Annotated in this window: 15 protein-coding genes, 1 tRNA gene, 2 pseudogenes and 1 riboswitch; of the genes and pseudogenes, 4 read left to right on the top strand and 14 right to left on the bottom strand. The window is 68.7% G+C overall.

The genetic code is table 11. From position 1 onward, the window contains the following. Positions 1-67 precede the first annotated feature (67 nt). Positions 68-173, top strand: a riboswitch (TPP riboswitch). Next, positions 168-2,398: pseudogene (locus LRS07_RS09735) on the top strand (TonB-dependent siderophore receptor). It overlaps the preceding riboswitch by 6 nt. Here LRS07_RS09735 and LRS07_RS09730 read toward each other — a convergent pair. From LRS07_RS09730 to LRS07_RS09675, 12 genes and pseudogenes are all read right to left on the bottom strand, one after another. Continuing rightward, positions 2,341-3,237 carry a class III extradiol dioxygenase family protein gene (locus tag LRS07_RS09730; protein WP_260501721.1) on the bottom strand — a complete coding sequence of 299 codons (897 nt, stop codon included), beginning with the start codon at positions 3,235-3,237 and terminating at the stop codon, positions 2,341-2,343. The pseudogene LRS07_RS09735 and the gene LRS07_RS09730 overlap by 58 nt on opposite strands. A gap of 4 nt (positions 3,238-3,241) precedes the next feature. Next, a complete protein-coding gene (locus LRS07_RS09725) occupies positions 3,242-3,601 on the bottom strand; it encodes a protocatechuate 4,5-dioxygenase subunit alpha (protein ID WP_260501720.1) in 360 nt (119 codons plus the stop codon). An 86-nt stretch (positions 3,602-3,687) separates the two neighbouring features. After that, entirely contained in the window at positions 3,688-4,695 is a 1,008-nt protein-coding gene (locus LRS07_RS09720) for a Bug family tripartite tricarboxylate transporter substrate binding protein (RefSeq protein ID WP_260501719.1), read from the bottom strand. Next, positions 4,692-5,696, bottom strand: coding sequence for an aldo/keto reductase (locus LRS07_RS09715; protein WP_260501718.1), 1,005 nt, complete (start codon positions 5,694-5,696; stop codon positions 4,692-4,694). The genes LRS07_RS09720 and LRS07_RS09715 overlap by 4 nt, the downstream gene beginning before the upstream one ends. A 73-nt stretch (positions 5,697-5,769) precedes the next feature. Next, positions 5,770-6,724, bottom strand: a pseudogene (locus tag LRS07_RS09710) (Gfo/Idh/MocA family oxidoreductase). Further along, complete coding sequence (locus LRS07_RS09705) at positions 6,721-7,578, bottom strand: class III extradiol dioxygenase subunit beta (RefSeq protein ID WP_260501717.1); 858 nt, start codon at positions 7,576-7,578, stop codon at positions 6,721-6,723. The pseudogene LRS07_RS09710 and the gene LRS07_RS09705 overlap by 4 nt, the downstream one beginning before the upstream one ends. 2 nt (positions 7,579-7,580) lie before the next feature. Continuing rightward, a complete protein-coding gene (ligA, locus tag LRS07_RS09700) occupies positions 7,581-8,024 on the bottom strand; it encodes a protocatechuate 4,5-dioxygenase subunit alpha (RefSeq protein WP_260501716.1) in 444 nt (147 codons plus the stop codon). Position 8,025: 1 nt separating this feature from the next. Beyond that, a complete protein-coding gene (locus tag LRS07_RS09695) occupies positions 8,026-8,964 on the bottom strand; it encodes an amidohydrolase family protein (protein ID WP_260501715.1) in 939 nt (312 codons plus the stop codon). Positions 8,965-8,970: 6 nt separating this feature from the next. Further along, positions 8,971-9,894, bottom strand: coding sequence for an NAD(P)-dependent oxidoreductase (locus LRS07_RS09690; protein ID WP_260501714.1), 924 nt, complete (start codon positions 9,892-9,894; stop codon positions 8,971-8,973). Positions 9,895-9,901: 7 nt separating this feature from the next. Further along, a complete protein-coding gene (gene ligK, locus LRS07_RS09685; protein ID WP_260501713.1) occupies positions 9,902-10,585 on the bottom strand; it encodes a 4-carboxy-4-hydroxy-2-oxoadipate aldolase/oxaloacetate decarboxylase in 684 nt (227 codons plus the stop codon). Between the two features lie 15 nt (positions 10,586-10,600). Beyond that, a complete protein-coding gene (locus LRS07_RS09680; protein ID WP_260501712.1) occupies positions 10,601-11,635 on the bottom strand; it encodes an amidohydrolase family protein in 1,035 nt (344 codons plus the stop codon). Between the two features lie 114 nt (positions 11,636-11,749). Beyond that, on the bottom strand, positions 11,750-12,706 hold the full coding sequence (locus LRS07_RS09675) for a LysR family transcriptional regulator (RefSeq protein WP_260501711.1): 957 nt from the start codon (positions 12,704-12,706) through the stop codon (positions 11,750-11,752). Between the two features lie 149 nt (positions 12,707-12,855). On the opposite strand from LRS07_RS09675, the gene LRS07_RS09670 reads away from it, so the two are divergent. The 3 genes from LRS07_RS09670 to LRS07_RS09660 all read left to right on the top strand — a co-directional run bounded on the left by LRS07_RS09670 (position 12,856) and on the right by LRS07_RS09660 (position 14,556). Continuing rightward, positions 12,856-12,931: transfer RNA gene (locus LRS07_RS09670), tRNA-Asn, on the top strand. 91 nt (positions 12,932-13,022) lie between these two features. Next, positions 13,023-13,598, top strand: a complete 576-nt coding sequence (locus tag LRS07_RS09665; RefSeq protein WP_260501710.1) for a hypothetical protein — start codon at positions 13,023-13,025, stop codon at positions 13,596-13,598. Between the two features lie 418 nt (positions 13,599-14,016). Then, entirely contained in the window at positions 14,017-14,556 is a 540-nt protein-coding gene (locus LRS07_RS09660; RefSeq protein WP_260501709.1) for a S1 family serine peptidase, read from the top strand. Positions 14,557-14,664: 108 nt separating this feature from the next. On the opposite strand, the gene LRS07_RS09655 is transcribed toward LRS07_RS09660, so the two are convergent. Both LRS07_RS09655 and LRS07_RS09650 read right to left on the bottom strand, forming a co-directional pair. Further along, positions 14,665-14,940, bottom strand: a complete 276-nt coding sequence (locus LRS07_RS09655; RefSeq protein WP_260501708.1) for an ATP-dependent DNA ligase — start codon at positions 14,938-14,940, stop codon at positions 14,665-14,667. Next, positions 14,918-15,259: an ATP-dependent DNA ligase gene (locus LRS07_RS09650; RefSeq protein ID WP_260501707.1), complete on the bottom strand. Its 342-nt coding sequence runs from the start codon at positions 15,257-15,259 to the stop codon at positions 14,918-14,920. Before LRS07_RS09650 ends, LRS07_RS09655 begins: the two co-directional genes overlap by 23 nt. Between the last annotated feature and the right edge of the window lie 8 nt (positions 15,260-15,267).

Genomic DNA, 15,267 nt, shown 5'->3' with positions numbered 1-15,267 from the left:
ATCCTCTGAGCCACGGGCCGCCCTACGCTTTCGTTATCATCCGGCCCGCGACGGCGTCCTGCGCCGTCGCATCCGCTAGGGGTGTTGGCCCGCCTGACCGGCGAGCCGACTGAGAGAGTCCCTTTGAACCTGATTGAGGTAATCCTCGCGCAGGGAAGCTCGCATCGATGGAGGGCCGCCGTGCCGTCCGGTGTTCGCGCCCTGCTCGTCGCCCGGACACCATGATGACGAGCCCTTCTTCCTTTTCCCCTCCTTCGCCCAGCGTCCGCCCCGCGCGCATCGCGCTGGCCGCCGCGCTGGTGGCCGGCGCCCTGCCCTCGGCCATGGCCCAGGCCGGCGGCACCGGCCTGGACGTCACCGTCACCGCGCCGCGCAGCCCGGGCCTGGCCATCGGCGGCTTCGCCGACGTGCCGCTCAACCGGCTGCCGGTGCAGGCCACCAGCATCCCGGCCGAGGTGCTGAAGGACAGCGGCAGCGGCCGGCTGGCCGACCTCACCCGCTTCGACGCCGGCGTGTCCGACGCCTACAACTCGGTGAACTACTGGGACATCCTGTCGGTGCGCGGCTATGCCCTGGACAACAAGTACAACGTCCGACGCGACGGCCTGCCGATCAGCGCCGAGACGCGGCTGCCGCTGGACAACAAGGCTGCGGTCGAGATCCTCAAGGGCACCAGCGGCATCCAGGCGGGCACCAGCGCACCGGGCGGGCTGCTGAACCTGGTCGTCAAGCGACCGGAGGGGCGCATCCGCAGCGGCACGGTGGGCGTCGCCTCGCGCGGCGGCGTGCTGACCTCGGTGGACCTGGGCGACCGCTTCGGCGCGGACGGCGCGGTGGGCCTGCGCCTCAACGCCGCGGCCGAGCGCATCGCCCCGCCGCTGCGCGACGCCCGGGGCGAGCGGCACCTGTTCGCGCTGGCCACCGACTGGCGGCTGTCGGCCGACACGCTGCTGGAGGCCGAGTTCGAGACCAGCCGCTTCGCCGCGCCCAGCCAGCCGGGCTTCAGCCTGTTGGGCAACGCGTTGCCGGCGCCGGTGGACCCGCGCATCAACCTCAACAACCAGCCCTGGTCGCAACCGGTGGTGATGCGCGGCGACACCGGCTCGCTGCGCTGGACCCAGCGGCTGAACGCCGACTGGCGCTTCACCGCGCACGGCGGCGTGCAGCGGTTGAAGACGGACGACCGGCTGGCGTTTCCGTTCGGCTGCAGCGCCGAGAACAACTACGACCGCTACTGCAGCGACGGCACGTACGACCTGTACGCCTTCCGCAGCGACAACGAACGCCGCCGGACCACCGCGGCACAGTTCAGCCTGGACGGCCGCATGACCACGGGCGGGCTGGAACACCGGCTCAGCACCGGCGTGCTGCTGTCGCGCTTCACGCAGCGCATGGAGCCGCGGCTGGACGACGGCACGGTCGTCGGCAGCGGCAACGTGTCGGGCACCGCCATCGTGCCCGTGCTGCCGGCGCTCGGCCTGGTGCCCAACACGGAGCGCACAGAGAAGAGCACCGAGCTCTTCCTGCGTGACGCGTTGAAGGTGAACGACCAATGGACGGCGTGGCTCGGCCTGCGCCACACCCGGCTGGACCGCAGCAGCGTGCGCACGGACGGCACACGGGCCACCGACTACGCACAGTCCTTCACCACCCCTGGCTGGCGCTGGGCTGGCAGGCGACGACGCGTCATCTGGTGTACGCCAGTTGGGGCGAAGGCGTCGAATCCCAGGTCGCGCCCAACCGCGCCGGTTACGTCAACGCCGGTCAGCCGCTGGCCGCGCTGAAAAGCCGCCAGGCCGAGGTCGGCGTCAAGGGCACGGGCGACGTGCTGGACTGGCAACTCAGTGCCTTCCGCATCAACCGGCCGCAAAGTGCCGTGCTGACGGTGACCTGCACCGACGGCACGCCGGGCTGCAGCCAGCAGGCGATCGACGGCAGCGCCCGTCACCAGGGCCTGGAGGCGGCGACGCAGTGGCGCCACGGCCCCTGGCAGCTGGCCGCCAGCGCGCTGCTGCTGGACGCGCAGCGCGAGGGCAGCGTGAACCCCGCGGTCAACGGCCAGCGCCCGCCCAACGTGCCCGAGCGCCTGTTCCGGCTGAACGCCCGCTACCGCGTGGCGGCGGTGCCCGGCCTGTCGCTGCTCGGCGGCCTGGTGCACGAGGGCGACCGCACGCTGCTGCCGTCCATCGGAAGCCCGACCATCCCCTCATGGACCCGGCTCGACATCGGCCTGGTCCATGTCCAGCGCGTCGGCGCCACCTCGCTCACCTGGCGCGCCGGCATCGAGAACCTGGCCGACAAGCGCGCCTGGCGCGAAAGCCCGTACCAGTACGACCACGTCTACCTGTACCCGATGGCGCCGCGCACCTTCCGGGCGTCGCTGCAGGTCGACCTCTGAGCGGCCGCCGGCTCCATCAGCATCATGCCGGCCGCGGTGTTGGAGATGGGGATGTGGTACAGGCGCTCGCGCTGGACCACCGCCTCGCCCAGTGCCGCGCGGGCGGCCAGCCACATCAGCAGCTCGATGCCCTGCGTGCCGGTCTGCCGCACCAGCTCGACGTTGTCGAACTGGGTGGCCCACGTCGGGTCGTGGACCAGGCTTTCCATGAAGCGCAGGTCGAAGTCCTTGTGGATGAAGCCGGCGCGCTGGCCGTCGAGCTGGTGCGACAGCCCGCCGGTGCCCACCACCAGCACCTTCAGGTCGTCGGGCAGCGCGGCGATCGCGCGGCCCACCGCCTCGCCCAACGCCCAGCAGCGCCGGGCGGTGGGGATGGGGTGCTGCACGGTGTTGATGCACACCGGGATCACGCGCACCGGCCAGCGCTGGTCGGGCCACAGCAGCGCCATCGGCAGCGTGAAGGCGTGGTCGACGGTCATCGCCTGGCAGGTGGTGAGGTCGAAGTCGGCGGCCGCCAGCGACTCGATCAACCGCCACGACAGCGCCGGATCACCGGCGAAGGGCCGCACGGGCGGCAGGCCCCAGCCCTCGTCGGCGTTGCGGTACTCGGCCGCCGCGCCGACGGCGAAGGCCGGCATCTTGTCGAGGAAGAAGTTCAGCCCGTGATCGTTGTAGAAGACGATGGCCACGTCGGGCCGCTGCTCGGCCAGCCAGCGCCGCACCGGCGGGAAGGCGTCGAAGAACGGCTTCCAGTACGGGTCGCCCTGCAGGCCGCGGGCGATGGCGCCGCCGATGGCGGGCACGTGCGAGGTGGTGATGCCGCCGACGATCCGGGCCATGGCCTCAGCCCCCCTGGGCGACGAGCATCGCCTTGAACGCGTCCTTGCTCATGCCCGTCTGCAGGGCGCCGAGGTCCTGCACGTCCAGGCCGAAGATGCCGGCCAGCTTGGCGAGGTAGTACACGTTGCCGCCGGCCTGCAGCAGCGCCGGCACGTCGCGCCGGCGCACCGCCTCGCGCTGCTCCACGGTCAGGCCGTAGCGCGCGCAGTAGGCGTCCTCGTCCTCCACGAAGGCACGCCGGTTGGCGGCGTCGTTGAAGGAGAAGCACATGCTGTTGAGCGCATAGCCCTTGGCGGCCATGGCGCCGTCGAACAGCACGGTGCCGGGGATGGGCGCGGGGCCTGGGGTCTGGCGGGGCTTCATGCCCGCCAGTGAACCGCCAACCCCGCGCCGGGCCCTTGCGCTGGGTCAAGCCGCCGCCATCGTGGCGGCGGCCGGCGCACCGCGCGTCACTCCGGCTCGATCTTGGCCGCCTTGATCACCGCGCCCCAGCGGCTGATCTCGTTGTTCAGCAGCGTCTGCAGTTCGGCCGGCGAGCCGGCCCTGGGCAGCACGCCCAGTTCCTTGAACCGCTGCTGCACGCCGGCACTGCTGACCGCCTCGTTGGTGGCGGCCTGCAGCCGGTCGATGATGGGCTTCGGCGTGCCGGCCGGCGCGGCCAGGGCGTTCCACGACGCCACCACGTAGTCGGACACCCCCTGCTCCTGCACGGTGGGCACGTCGGGCAGGCGGGCGTAGCGCTGGGCGCCGGTGGTGGCCACCGCGCGGATCACCTTGGCGTCGAGCTGGCCCATGATGGGGCCGAGGATCTCGAAGCCGACGTCGATCTCGCCGGTGCGCAGCGCGTTGACCACCGCCGGCGTGCCCTTGTAGGGCACGGTGACGGCGTCGATGCCGGCGCGGGTCTTGAACAGCTCGGCCGACAGGTGCTGCGTGCTGCCGACGGCGATGGTGCCGACGGTCAGCTTGCCGGGGTTGGCCTTGGCGAAGGCCACCACGTCGCGCAGCGTCTTGAAGCGCGAGTTCTCCGGCACCAGCACGCCCAGCTCGAAGAAGGCCATGGTGCTGATGAAGGCGAAATCCTTGTGGATGTCGTAGGGCAGCTTCTTGAACAGCCCCTGGCTGACGGCGTTGCCGTTGCTCACCACCAGCAGCGTCAGGCCGTCGGGCGCGGCCTTGGCCGCCGCCTGCGAGGCGACGATGCTGCCGGCGCTGGGCCGGTTGTCGACCACGATGCTGGTCTTGAGGATCTGGCCCATGGCCTGCGTCACCGTGCGCGCGGTGAGGTCGGCGATGCCGCCCGGCGCGAACGGCACCAGCACGGTGATCGGCTTGCCGTCGGGGAAGGCGCCCTGGGCGGCGAGCGGCCCGGCGACGCCCGCCAGGCCGGCGGCCCCGCCGGCGGCCAGGAGATGGCGGCGCGTCAGGCCGGCGGTCGGGTGGTCTTCGTGCTTCATGCGTCGAACTCCTCGGTGTCGATCTCGGTCTGGGTGGCCGCGTTGTAGCGCGGGCCGGCCACGGTGCCCTGGTGGATCAGCTCGCCGGCACGGCGCAGCACGTCGTCCGGCAGCCGCAGGTCGGCCGCCGCGACGTCCTCTTCCAGGTGGGCGACGGACGTGGTGCCCGGGATGGGGATGACGTGCTCGCCCTGCGCCAGCAGCCAGGCCAGCGCGAGCTGGGTCGGTGTGCAGCCGACCTCGGCGGCCAGTGCCTGCAGCGGCGGCAGCAGCGCCAGGTTCTTCTGCAGGTTCTCGCCCTGGAAGCGCGGCATGGCACGGCGGATGTCCTTGGCGTCGAGCTGCGCCGCATCCCGCACCGCGCCGGCGAAGAAGCCGCGGGCCACCGGGCTGAAGGCGACCAGCGCGACGCCGAGCTCGCGGCAGGCCTGCAGCACGCCCAGCTCCACGTTGCGCGACCACAGCGAGTACTCGTTCTGCACGGCGGCGATCGGGTGCTCGGCGTGGGCCCGGCGCAGGGTCGCGGCGGACACCTCGGACAGGCCGATCGCCCGCACCTTGCCGGCACGCACCAGGTCGCCCAGCGCGCCGACGCTCTCCTCGATCGGCACCCGCTTGTCGTACCGGTGCAGGTAGTACAGGTCGATGACGTCAGTGCGCAGGCGCTTCAGCGCCGCCTCGCAGGTGGCGCGCAGCTTGTCCGGCCGGTTGTCGATGACGCGCTTGACGCCGTCGGGGAAGGTCTCGCCCTGCATGCCGCACTTGCTGGCCAGGGTGAACCTCGATCGGTGGGGCCCGAGCACCTCGCCCACCAGCGTCTCGTTGGCGCCGAAGCCGTACAGCGCGGCGGTGTCGAACAGCGTGACGCCCAGGTCGAGCGCGCGCAGCAGCAGGCGGGCGGCGTCTTCCTTCGACGGCGGCACGCCGTAGGCGTGGCTCAGGTTCATGCAGCCCAGGCCGATGGCGGAGACCTGGAAGGGGCCGAGCGGACGTTGGTGCATCGGGACGGGACTCCTCAGCGGAAACACAAACGGCCCCGGTGGAGGGGCCGCAGGCGACGGGACAGCGGGCCGGTCAGGCGGCGTCGAACTGCTGCTCCAGGTCGTGCAGCACCTGGTAGCAGGGCAGCACCTTGGCGACACTGGCGTTGGGCTCGCGGCCTTCGCGGATGGCGGCGAAGAACTCGCGGTCCTGCAGCTCGATGCCGTTCATCGACACGTCGACCTTGGAGACGTCGATCTTCTCTTCCTTGCCGGTGTACAGGTCGTCGTAGCGGGCGATGTAGGTCGCGGTGTCGCCGATGTAGCGGAAGAAGGTGCCGAGCGGGCCGTCGTTGTTGAACGACAGGCTCAGCGTGCAGATGGCGCCGTTGGCGGCCTTGAGCTGGATGCTCATGTCCATCGCGATGCCGAGCGTCGGATGGATCGGCCCCTGCACCCCGTTGGCCTTCACGATGGGGCTGCCGCACTGGTAGGCGAACAGGTCCACCGTGTGCGCCGCGTGGTGCCACAGCAGGTGGTCGGTCCAGCTGCGCGGCTGGCCCAGCGCGTTCATGTTGGTGCGGCGGAAGAAGTAGGTCTGCACGTCCATCTGCTGGATGTGGAACTCGCCGGCGGCGATCTTCTTGTGCACGTACTGGTGGCTCGGGTTGAAGCGGCGGGTGTGGCCGCACATGGCCACCTTGCCCGTCTGCTTCTGCGTCGCCACCACCGCCTGGGCGTCCTTCAGGCTGTCGGCCATCGGGATCTCCACCTGCACGTGCTTGCCGGCCTCCAGGCAGGCGATGGCCTGGCTGGCGTGCATCTGCGTCGGGGGTGCAGAGGATGACGGCGTCGACCTCCTTGATCGCCAGCGAATCGGCCAGGTCGGTGGTGACGTGGCCGATGCCGTACTTGTCGGCGACTTCCTTCGTCTTGTCCAGCTCGCGGCCGACCAGCGAGATCACCTCGACGTCGGGAATGTTCTTGATGCCGTCGAGGTGCTTCATGCCGAAGGCACCGGCGCCGGCGAGGGCGACTTTGATGGTCATGCGTTGTTCTCCAGTACCAGGTGGCCCACCGCGGTGTTGGACGCGGGGACGTGGAAGAAGCGGTGCTTGACGGTGGGCTTCGGCCCGCCCGCCACATCGGCCATCGCGCCGCGGGCGATCAGCCACATCACCAGTTCGATGCCCTCGGAGCCGGCCTCGCGCACGTACTCGATGTGCGGCACCTTGGCCAGCTCGGCCGGTTCGGCGATCAGTCGGTCGAGGAAGCGGTTGTCCCAGTCCTTGTTGATCAGGCCGGCGCGCGGACCCTGCAGCTGGTGGCTCATGCCGCCGGTGCCCCAGATCTGCACGTTCAGCGGCTCGTCGTAGCTGTCGATCGCCTTGCGGATGGCCTTGCCCAGGTTGAAGCAGCGCTGGCCCGACGGCACCGGGTACTGCACCACGTTGACCGCGAAGGGGATGACCTTGCAGGGCCAGGCGTCGGGCTGGCCGAACAGCAGCGACAGCGGCACCGTCAGGCCGTGGTCGACGTCCATCTTGTTGACGATGGTGAGGTCGAAGTCGTCCTGGATCACCGACTGGGCGATGTGCGACGCCAGCTCGGGATGGCCGTACACCTTGGGCACCGGCCGCGGTCCCCAGCCCTCGTCGGCGGGTTGGAACTCGGCCGCCGTGCCGATGGCGAAGGTCGGGATGAAGTCCAGGCTGAAGGCGGTGGCGTGGTCGTTGAAGACCAGGAACACCACGTCGGGCGGGTTCTCCTTGATCCAGCGCTTGGACGGCTCGTAGCCGGCGAACAGCGGCTGCCAGTACGGCTCGCCGGTCTTGCCGAGGTCGAGCGCCGCGCCGATGGCCGGCACGTGCGAGGTGAAGACGGAGGCGGTGATCTTGGCCATGGTCAAGCCTGTTCCTTCCGGCCGGCGAGGCCCTGTGGCTGGCGGTGCGGCTGGGCGTCGCCGTCCTCGCCGAGCACCCGGTTGCCGTTCGCGGAACGGCCACCCTTGATCATCATGTCGCGGTACTCCTCTTCGGTCATGCCGGTCATCGAGCCCGCCATCTGCTGGAAGCTCCGGCCGTCGGTGGCACCGATCTTGGCGAGGAAGTAGATGTTGCCGCCGAGCTCGATGCAGCGGTTGAGGTCGCGGTCGAGCACGGCCTGCTTCTGCGCCTCGGTCATCTGCCACTCGTCGAGGTAGGCGCGCTCGTTCGCCTTGAAGCGGGCGCGGTTCTCCGCCGTCATCAGCGACATGCAGAACTGGTTCAACCAGTAGCCCTTGCGGGACTGCTCCGCGTCGAAGATGGTGGTGCCGGGAACGTCGAGATAGTCTTTCTTCAGGGACATGTCAGACCTCCTCTGGCCAGTACAGGCGCATCGGGTTGTCGACCAGCAGCTTCTTCTGCAGCTCGGGGGTGGTGGCGATGTGGGGGATGAAGTCGACCAGCAGCCCGTCGTCGGGCATGTGATCCTTCAGGTTCGGATGCGGCCAATCGGTTCCCCACAGCACACGATCGGGGAAGGTGTCGACGATGCGGCGGGCGAAGGGCACGACGTCCCGGTAGGCGTTGCGCTCGCCGTTCAGCGCCGGCGGACCGGCCACCGACAGCCGTTCGGGGCAGCTGACCTTGCTCCACACGTTGCCATGCTCGCGCATGAACTTCAGGAAGAGTTCGAACTCCGGCCCGTCCACCGGCTTGCTCACGTCCGGCCGGCCCATGTGGTCGACCACGACGGTGGTGGGCAGCGCGGTGAAGAAGTCCCACAGCTCGGGCAGGTCCACCGCCTCGAAGTAGATGACCACGTGCCAGCCGAGCTTGGAGATGCGCCCGGCGATCTCCATCAGCTCGTCCTTCGGCGTGAAGTCGACCAGCCGCTTGACGAAGTTGAAGCGCACGCCGCGCACACCGGCGGCGTGCAGGGCCTGCAGTTCGTCGTCGCCGACCGAGCGCTTCACCGTGGCCACGCCGCGCGCCTTGCCGCCCGACGCCTGGCAGGCATCGATCAGCGCCCGGTTGTCGGCGCCGTGGCAGGTGGCCTGCACGATGACGTTGCGGGAGAAGCCGAGGTGGTCGCGCAGGGCGAACAGCTGCTCCTTGCTGGCGTCGCAGGGGGTGTACTTGCGCTCCGGCGCATAGGGGAACTGGGCGCCAGGCCCGAAGACGTGGCAATGGGCGTCCACCGCGCCCGCGGGCAGTTGGAAGGCCGGCTTGCTCGGGCCGGTGTACCAGTCCAACCAGCCGGCGGTCTTGGTGTGGTTGCCCGTCGCGGGCTTGCCGTTGCTCATGGGAGGTCAGTCCTTGTGCTTCACAAACGAGAGGATGCGGTCGGCCTCGGTGCGCCAGTCGGCGCTGCGGGCGAATGAAGGCGTTCCCTTGACGCCGAACAAACCGCCGTCGGCCAGGTCGGCGACCCAGGCCTGGCGCTCGGCGGTGCCGGCGGCGGACCAGGGCTCCAGCCCCGCCTCGCGCACCGTCTGCGCCACCTCGCGCACCTCCTCGCTGCGGCGCCGGCCATGCTCGATCACGCGCTGGAAGAAGTAGGCCGCCTGCTTCTCCCAGTCGATGCCGGGGAAGGTCTCGTGCAGCGAGGCGATCACAGCGTCCTCGACGCCATAGTGCCGGGCGGTGGTGAAGCTCTCGATGACCATCGCCTCCAGGCCCTTGATCATCACGCTGCGGCACATTTTGGTGGCCGAGGCGACCCCCAGCCGGTCGCTGCTGACCTTGGCGGCGAAGCCGAGGGCGTTGACCAGCGGCTCCAGCGCCGCCGCGTCGGGCCCGCCCAGCAGCAGCGGCACCTTGATGCGGTAGGGCGGGATCGAGGTCATCACCGCGCCCTCGACGTAACGACCGCCGGCCGCGTTGACCGCGGCCGCCGCGCGCTGCTTGGCGCCGGGCGAGGCGGAGTTGAAGTCGAGTAAGAAGGCGCCGCGTTTCACGGCGGGCGCGCAGGCCTCGGCCACGGTCACCGCCTGGCTGGCGGTGACGGCGGAGACGATGAGGTCGCAGCCCTCGGCCAGTTCGCGATGGGACGCGGCCAGCACCACGCCATGCGCCGCCGCATGGTCGCGCAGGGGCGGCGCGCGGTCGTCGAGCAGCTTCAGGTCGAAGGCGCGCACCGCCACGGCCTGCGCCCGCAGGTCCTCGGCCAGGATGCGCCCCACCTCGCCGTAGCCGACGAGACCGACCTGCCATTGCTGCGGGGTCGCGCTCATGGCGATGTCAGTCGATGTACTTGAGGCCCGCCTTGGCCAGCGGCTCGCGCATCTTGTACATGTCCAGGCCCAGCGTGCCGGCGGCGAGCTGTTCGCGCTTGGCGCCTTCGTTGGCCTCGCGCGCCAGTGCGGCCTCCAGCGTCTTCTCGGCCATGGCGCGCGGCACGCAGACCACGCCGTCGTCGTCGGCGACGATGACGTCGCCCGGCGTCACCCACATGCCGGCACACACCACCGGAATGTTCACCGAGCCCAGCGTCGCCTTGATGGTGCCCTTGCTGCTGATGGCCTTGGACCAGACCGGGAACTGCATCTCGGTCAGCGTCTTCACGTCGCGCACGCCGGCGTCGATGACCAGCGCGCGCGCGCCGCGGGCCTGGAAGCTGGTGGCCAGCAGGTCGCCGAAGTAGCCGTCGGTGCACTCGGCGGTGATGGCCGCCACGACGATGTCGCCCGGTTGGATCTGCTCGGCGACGACGTGCATCATCCAGTTGTCCCCCGGGTGCAGCAGCACGGTGACCGCGGTGCCGGAGACCTGCGCGCCGGTGTAGATCGGCCGCATGTAGGGCTTGAGCAGGCCGACGCGGCCCATGGCCTCGTGCACGGTGGCGGAGCCGAGGGCGGCCAGCCGGTCGGTGGTCGCGCGGTCGGCGCGGGTGATGTTGCGGTAGACGACGCCCAGTTCGTACATGTGCTGGCTCCTTGGTTACTTGCCCTTGGCCTTGAGGGCGGCATCCAGACGCGGGTAGACGCGGCGCGCGTTGGCCTCGTAGACCTTGTGCTTGTCCTCGGCCGAGAGGATCTTCGAGGCCTCGATGTAGCGCTTGGTGTCGTCGTAGTAGGCGCCCGTCTCCGGGTCGATGCCGCGCACCGCGCCGATCATCTCGCTGGCGAAGAGGATGTTGTCCACCGGGATCACCGTGGTCAGCAGGTCGATGCCCGGCTGGTGGTAGACGCAGGTGTCGAAGAACACGTTCTTCAGCAGGTGCTCGGTCAGCAGCGGCTTCTTCAGCTCCTGCGCCAGCCCGCGGTAGCGGCCCCAGTGGTAGGGCGCGGCGCCGCCGCCGTGCGGGATGATGAACTTCAGCGTCGGGAAGTCCTTGAACAGCTCGCCCTGGATCAGCTGCATCACCGCGGTGGTGTCGGCGTTGATGTAGTGCGCGCCGGTGGTGTGGAAGCAGGCGTTGCAGCTGGTGCTGACGTGCACCATCGCCGGGATGTCGTACTCGACCATCTTTTCGTAGATGGGGTACCAGTGACGGTCGGTCAGCGGCGGGCTGGTCCAGTGGCCGCCGGACGGGTCGGGGTTCAGGTTGATGGCCACGTTGCCGTACTGCTCCACGCACTTCACCAGCTCGGGGATGCAGGTCTTCGGGTCGACGCCGGGCGACTGCGGCAGCATGGCCGCCGGGATGAAGTGGTCGGGGAAGAGCTGGCTGACGCGGAAGCACAGCTCGTTGCAGATGGCGGCCCAGGTCGAGCTGACCTCGAAGTCGCCGATGTGGTGGGCCATGAAGCTGGCGCGCGGGCTGAAGATGGTGATGTCGCTGCCGCGCTCCTTCATCTTCGCCAGCTGGTTGAGCTCGATCGACTCCCGCAGCTCGTCGTCGCTGATCTTCAGGTCGGCCACCTTGGGCTTGGCCGCCGGGTCCTGGATGCCCGCGATCTGCTGGTTGCGCCAGTTCTCCAGCGCCTTGGGCGCGGTGGTGTAGTGGCCGTGGATGTCGATGATCAGGCTCATGCGGGGTCCTTCGCAGATCGGGCAGCCGCGGCGGGACCGGATCCCGCCACCAGGGTCAGCCGCCGATTATGGGTGTTAGTGCCATGCCGCAAAAGCAGCGCCGACCACTAGCAGCTATCTCGCCTTGGCATGAGGCCCGCGGCTGGCGCCCGGCAGGCGACCGTCGTCCGCCGGCAGCGCCGCCACCAGTTCGGTCAGCAGCTGCGCCGCCTGGCGCTGCAGCGGGGTCGCCCGCCTCGTCGCCGAGGCGGCCAGGCACAGCACGCTGGTCAGGCGCGGCTCGACCAGCGGCCGCACGGCCAGCTCGGCGGCCCGGCCCGAGGCGTTGACCGCGCTGGCCGACAGCACCGCGTTGCCGTAGCCGGCGCAGACCAGGTCGATGATCGACGGGATGCTCGACACCTCCCACGCCACCTCGAGCTTGATGCCGGCCAGCGCCGCCTGCGCCTCCAGCAGCTTGCGCATGGTGTGGCTGCGCTCGGGCACGATGAGCGGCCGCCCCGGCAGCTCGCGCAGCTTGAGCGGGCGGCGCCGGGCGTGGCGCTCGACCTCGTCCTCCCGCCGGGTGATGAGGCACAGGTCCTCGGCCAGCACCGGCGTCGTCTCCAGCGCCGGCTCCGGCCCGGGGTTGTGCACCAGGCCCAGGTCGACCCGGCCGGTCAGGATCCACTCGGTGATGTGCGCCGACAGGCCTTCGACCACCGACAGGCGCGCCCTCGGCAGCCGGCGTCGCACGGCGTCGATCAGCGGCAGCGTGAGCTGGCGGCCGATGCTGGGCGGCAGGCCGATGACGATGGCGCCGGCCGGCTCGTCGCGGCCGCTGACAATGTCCTCCCGCGCCCGCGCCATCTGCTGCAGGATCGCCACGCCGTGCTCCAGCAGGCGGCGGCCGGGCTCGGTCAGCTCCACCCCGCGGCCGTTGCGCAGCAGCAGCGTCTCGCGCAGGTCCACCTCCAGCGCCCGCACCTGCCGCGACAGCGCCGGCTGCGCGATGCCCAGCACCAGCGCCGCCTTGCTGAAGCTGCCGAGCTCGGCGACGTGGACGAAGTACTCCAGCTGCTTGAGGTTCATGCGTGGCCGCGAGGGTAGCGCCTGCGCGGCGCTTCGCGGGCGTGGTAGAGTCGCGGCTTTTCGAAAATTGGTTGGGCAGGGCAATGCGGTCTTCGCGAGCCTCGTCACCGCGCCTTCACCGCGAGGAACAGGGCGCCGCCAGTTTCGATTCCCCGATAGCTCAGTCGGTAGAGCGACGGACTGTTAATCCGCAGGTCCCTGGTTCGAGCCCAGGTCGGGGAGCCATATAAATCAAGGGGTTAGGCCACAAGCCTAGCCCCTTGGTCCGTTCTGGACCGGGGAATATCAGACAGGTGTCTGATGTCGGGGTGGGTAGATGCAGCCCTCAAACAAGCCAAAGGAGCACCTTGCCCGCGCCAAGGCCCACGTCGAGGCCTTCGCCACCGCGCCGACGCTCGAGGATGCAGAGCACCACTGGAAGAGCTTCTTGCAGGATCTGGAGCGCTGTTGGTTCAAGGCAGAGGCGCACTACGGCCGGAGCCCGAAGTGGAACGGTTGGGCCGCCAAGTACCGCAAAGCGCGGGAGACCGACCCACTTCTTGCATATCTCCGCCGGGCGCGAGACGCCCAAGAACACACCATTGCTGACATCACGTCGCGCGTGCCAGGCAGCATCACCATGGCGGCGGCTGACCCGCAGAAGCCCGCCTACATGAGCGAGGTGATCGTGCACAAGGATGGCACCGTCAGCGGTGTAGCCGAGAACTTGAAGGTGGAGGTGACCAGCCCCTCGCTGGGCCTGCTTCCCGTGACCAACCGAGGAAAGTCTTACCCGATTCCTACTAGTCACCTAGGGCAACCGTTCCATGGTAGACCGGTGGCGCTGGCTGAATGCGGACTGGCCTACTACGCCGAGTTGCTGGACGCGGCTGACGCCTTCCTACTCAAGTAGGTCCGCGGCAGCGCTCGAACCGCTCAGCCAGCACCGCCTCCGCCCACATCTTTTAGTCGAAGCAGGTAGGTTTAGGATCGAAGGCGCAGTGGCAAAAGCCCGACTACTGGATACCCGTTAACCTCGAGGCAATTTTGGCGCAACAAAAAGGTCGAAATCCACTCAGTTTTAGTGGCGTGCCGTACGGGGTCATTCGACTCGCCTTGGTGCTAGATGGGGGCGGCTCTACAATTCCTGCCACAGGTTTCTTTTTACGCGATAGAGGAACTCTTTATATCTACACCGCTTGGCACGTCCTATCGGGATTTGCGTGGCCAACACCAGAATTCCCCCCGACCCGAAAAAGAGATTGGCTGTCAGAGCGGAATATTTAAAAGCATCCGGTCGGCCAGGATCCAGTCTATATCACATGAAGGGGATGACCTCATTCACCCTCCCCCTGTACGATGAAAGCGGAATGCCGCTGTGGGAACAACAGGCGGGCGGTGAATTAATTGTGGATACGGACAACTGGAAGGTGCGCAAGCCAGATAATTTCGACATTGCGCGCATCCCAGTCCCGAAGGAACACGAGCCCATATACCCGCTTATTTGCGGCTCGGACAACATCATTGACGCAAGGTTCTTTAACATCGGGACCAACCTCTCAGTTGCCGGCTACCCCTATGGGTATAGCATTAACGGTGACGAAGAGCCTGTGCCGGTTGTGCTAACCCGTACCGTCGCAGCAAGCCGCACGATGACGCACATCGTAACTGATGGGGTTTGCGCGAAAGGAATGTCCGGCTCTCCTGTTTTTTTGCTTTTACCGAGTCAGCAAGCATGGTTAGTGGGAATCTATACTGGTGGAGATTTTCCGGCTGCCAACAATGATAGAGCTCATCACCGTAATGAGGGCGCGATTGGCTTCGTTCATTACCTAGCGCATCCCATGAGAAACTTGACGTTCTCAAGATGAAGCCATAAATGCGGAATTAGGAAGGCAGCTTCCGGCCGATGCAGTAGATCAACATGGTCCAAGCCGCACATAGGCGTGGAAGCCCGGAACTAGGGCAGAGTCTGCGGCTCAGCTGCGTTTGAACCGCTCTGGCGGCACCGCGCCCGGCCGCTTAATCTTGAGCCAGTCCAGCGACCGGCCTCCGGCGTAGGGCGACGCCAGACGCTTGGCGACGATGCCCTCCAACTCCAGCGCCTTGGCCTGCTCGAAGAGCCAGACGCCCTGCCCCACAAACCCGGTCACTCGCATCACCGACAGCCGCGGCGCCTCGAGCAGCGCGGCGAGGGCGGCCTGGCGCTCGACCAGCGGCGCCGTCCGCACGTCACGGCCGTTGTGCACCAGCACGTCGAAGGCAGCAGAAGACGACCGGGTCGAAGCCGGGCTTCCAGCCGCGGCGGCGCGCGCGGTCCTGCAGTCGATCGAAGTCCGATCGCCCCAGGTCGTCCAACACGCACACCTCACCGTCGAGGACGTGCGGGCCGCCCGCCAAGCCGGCCAGGTTCGTGGCCACCTCCGGGAACCAGCGGGTGGCGCTCGCCCCGTTGCGAGTACGTAGCTCCACCTGATCACCGGCAACCGCCGCCAGCAGGCGCCAGCCGTCGAACTTCAGCTCGAATGTCCAGGCCGGGTCGTCGAAGGGCTCGCGCACCTCCGACAGCAGCATCGGTTCGA

It is taken from the genome of Aquabacterium sp. J223 (genome assembly GCF_024666615.1).
GTDB lineage: Bacteria > Pseudomonadota > Gammaproteobacteria > Burkholderiales > Burkholderiaceae_C > J223.
The sequence above is the reverse complement of the archived record's forward strand: the minus strand, read 5'-3'. Positions and strand labels throughout refer to the sequence as shown.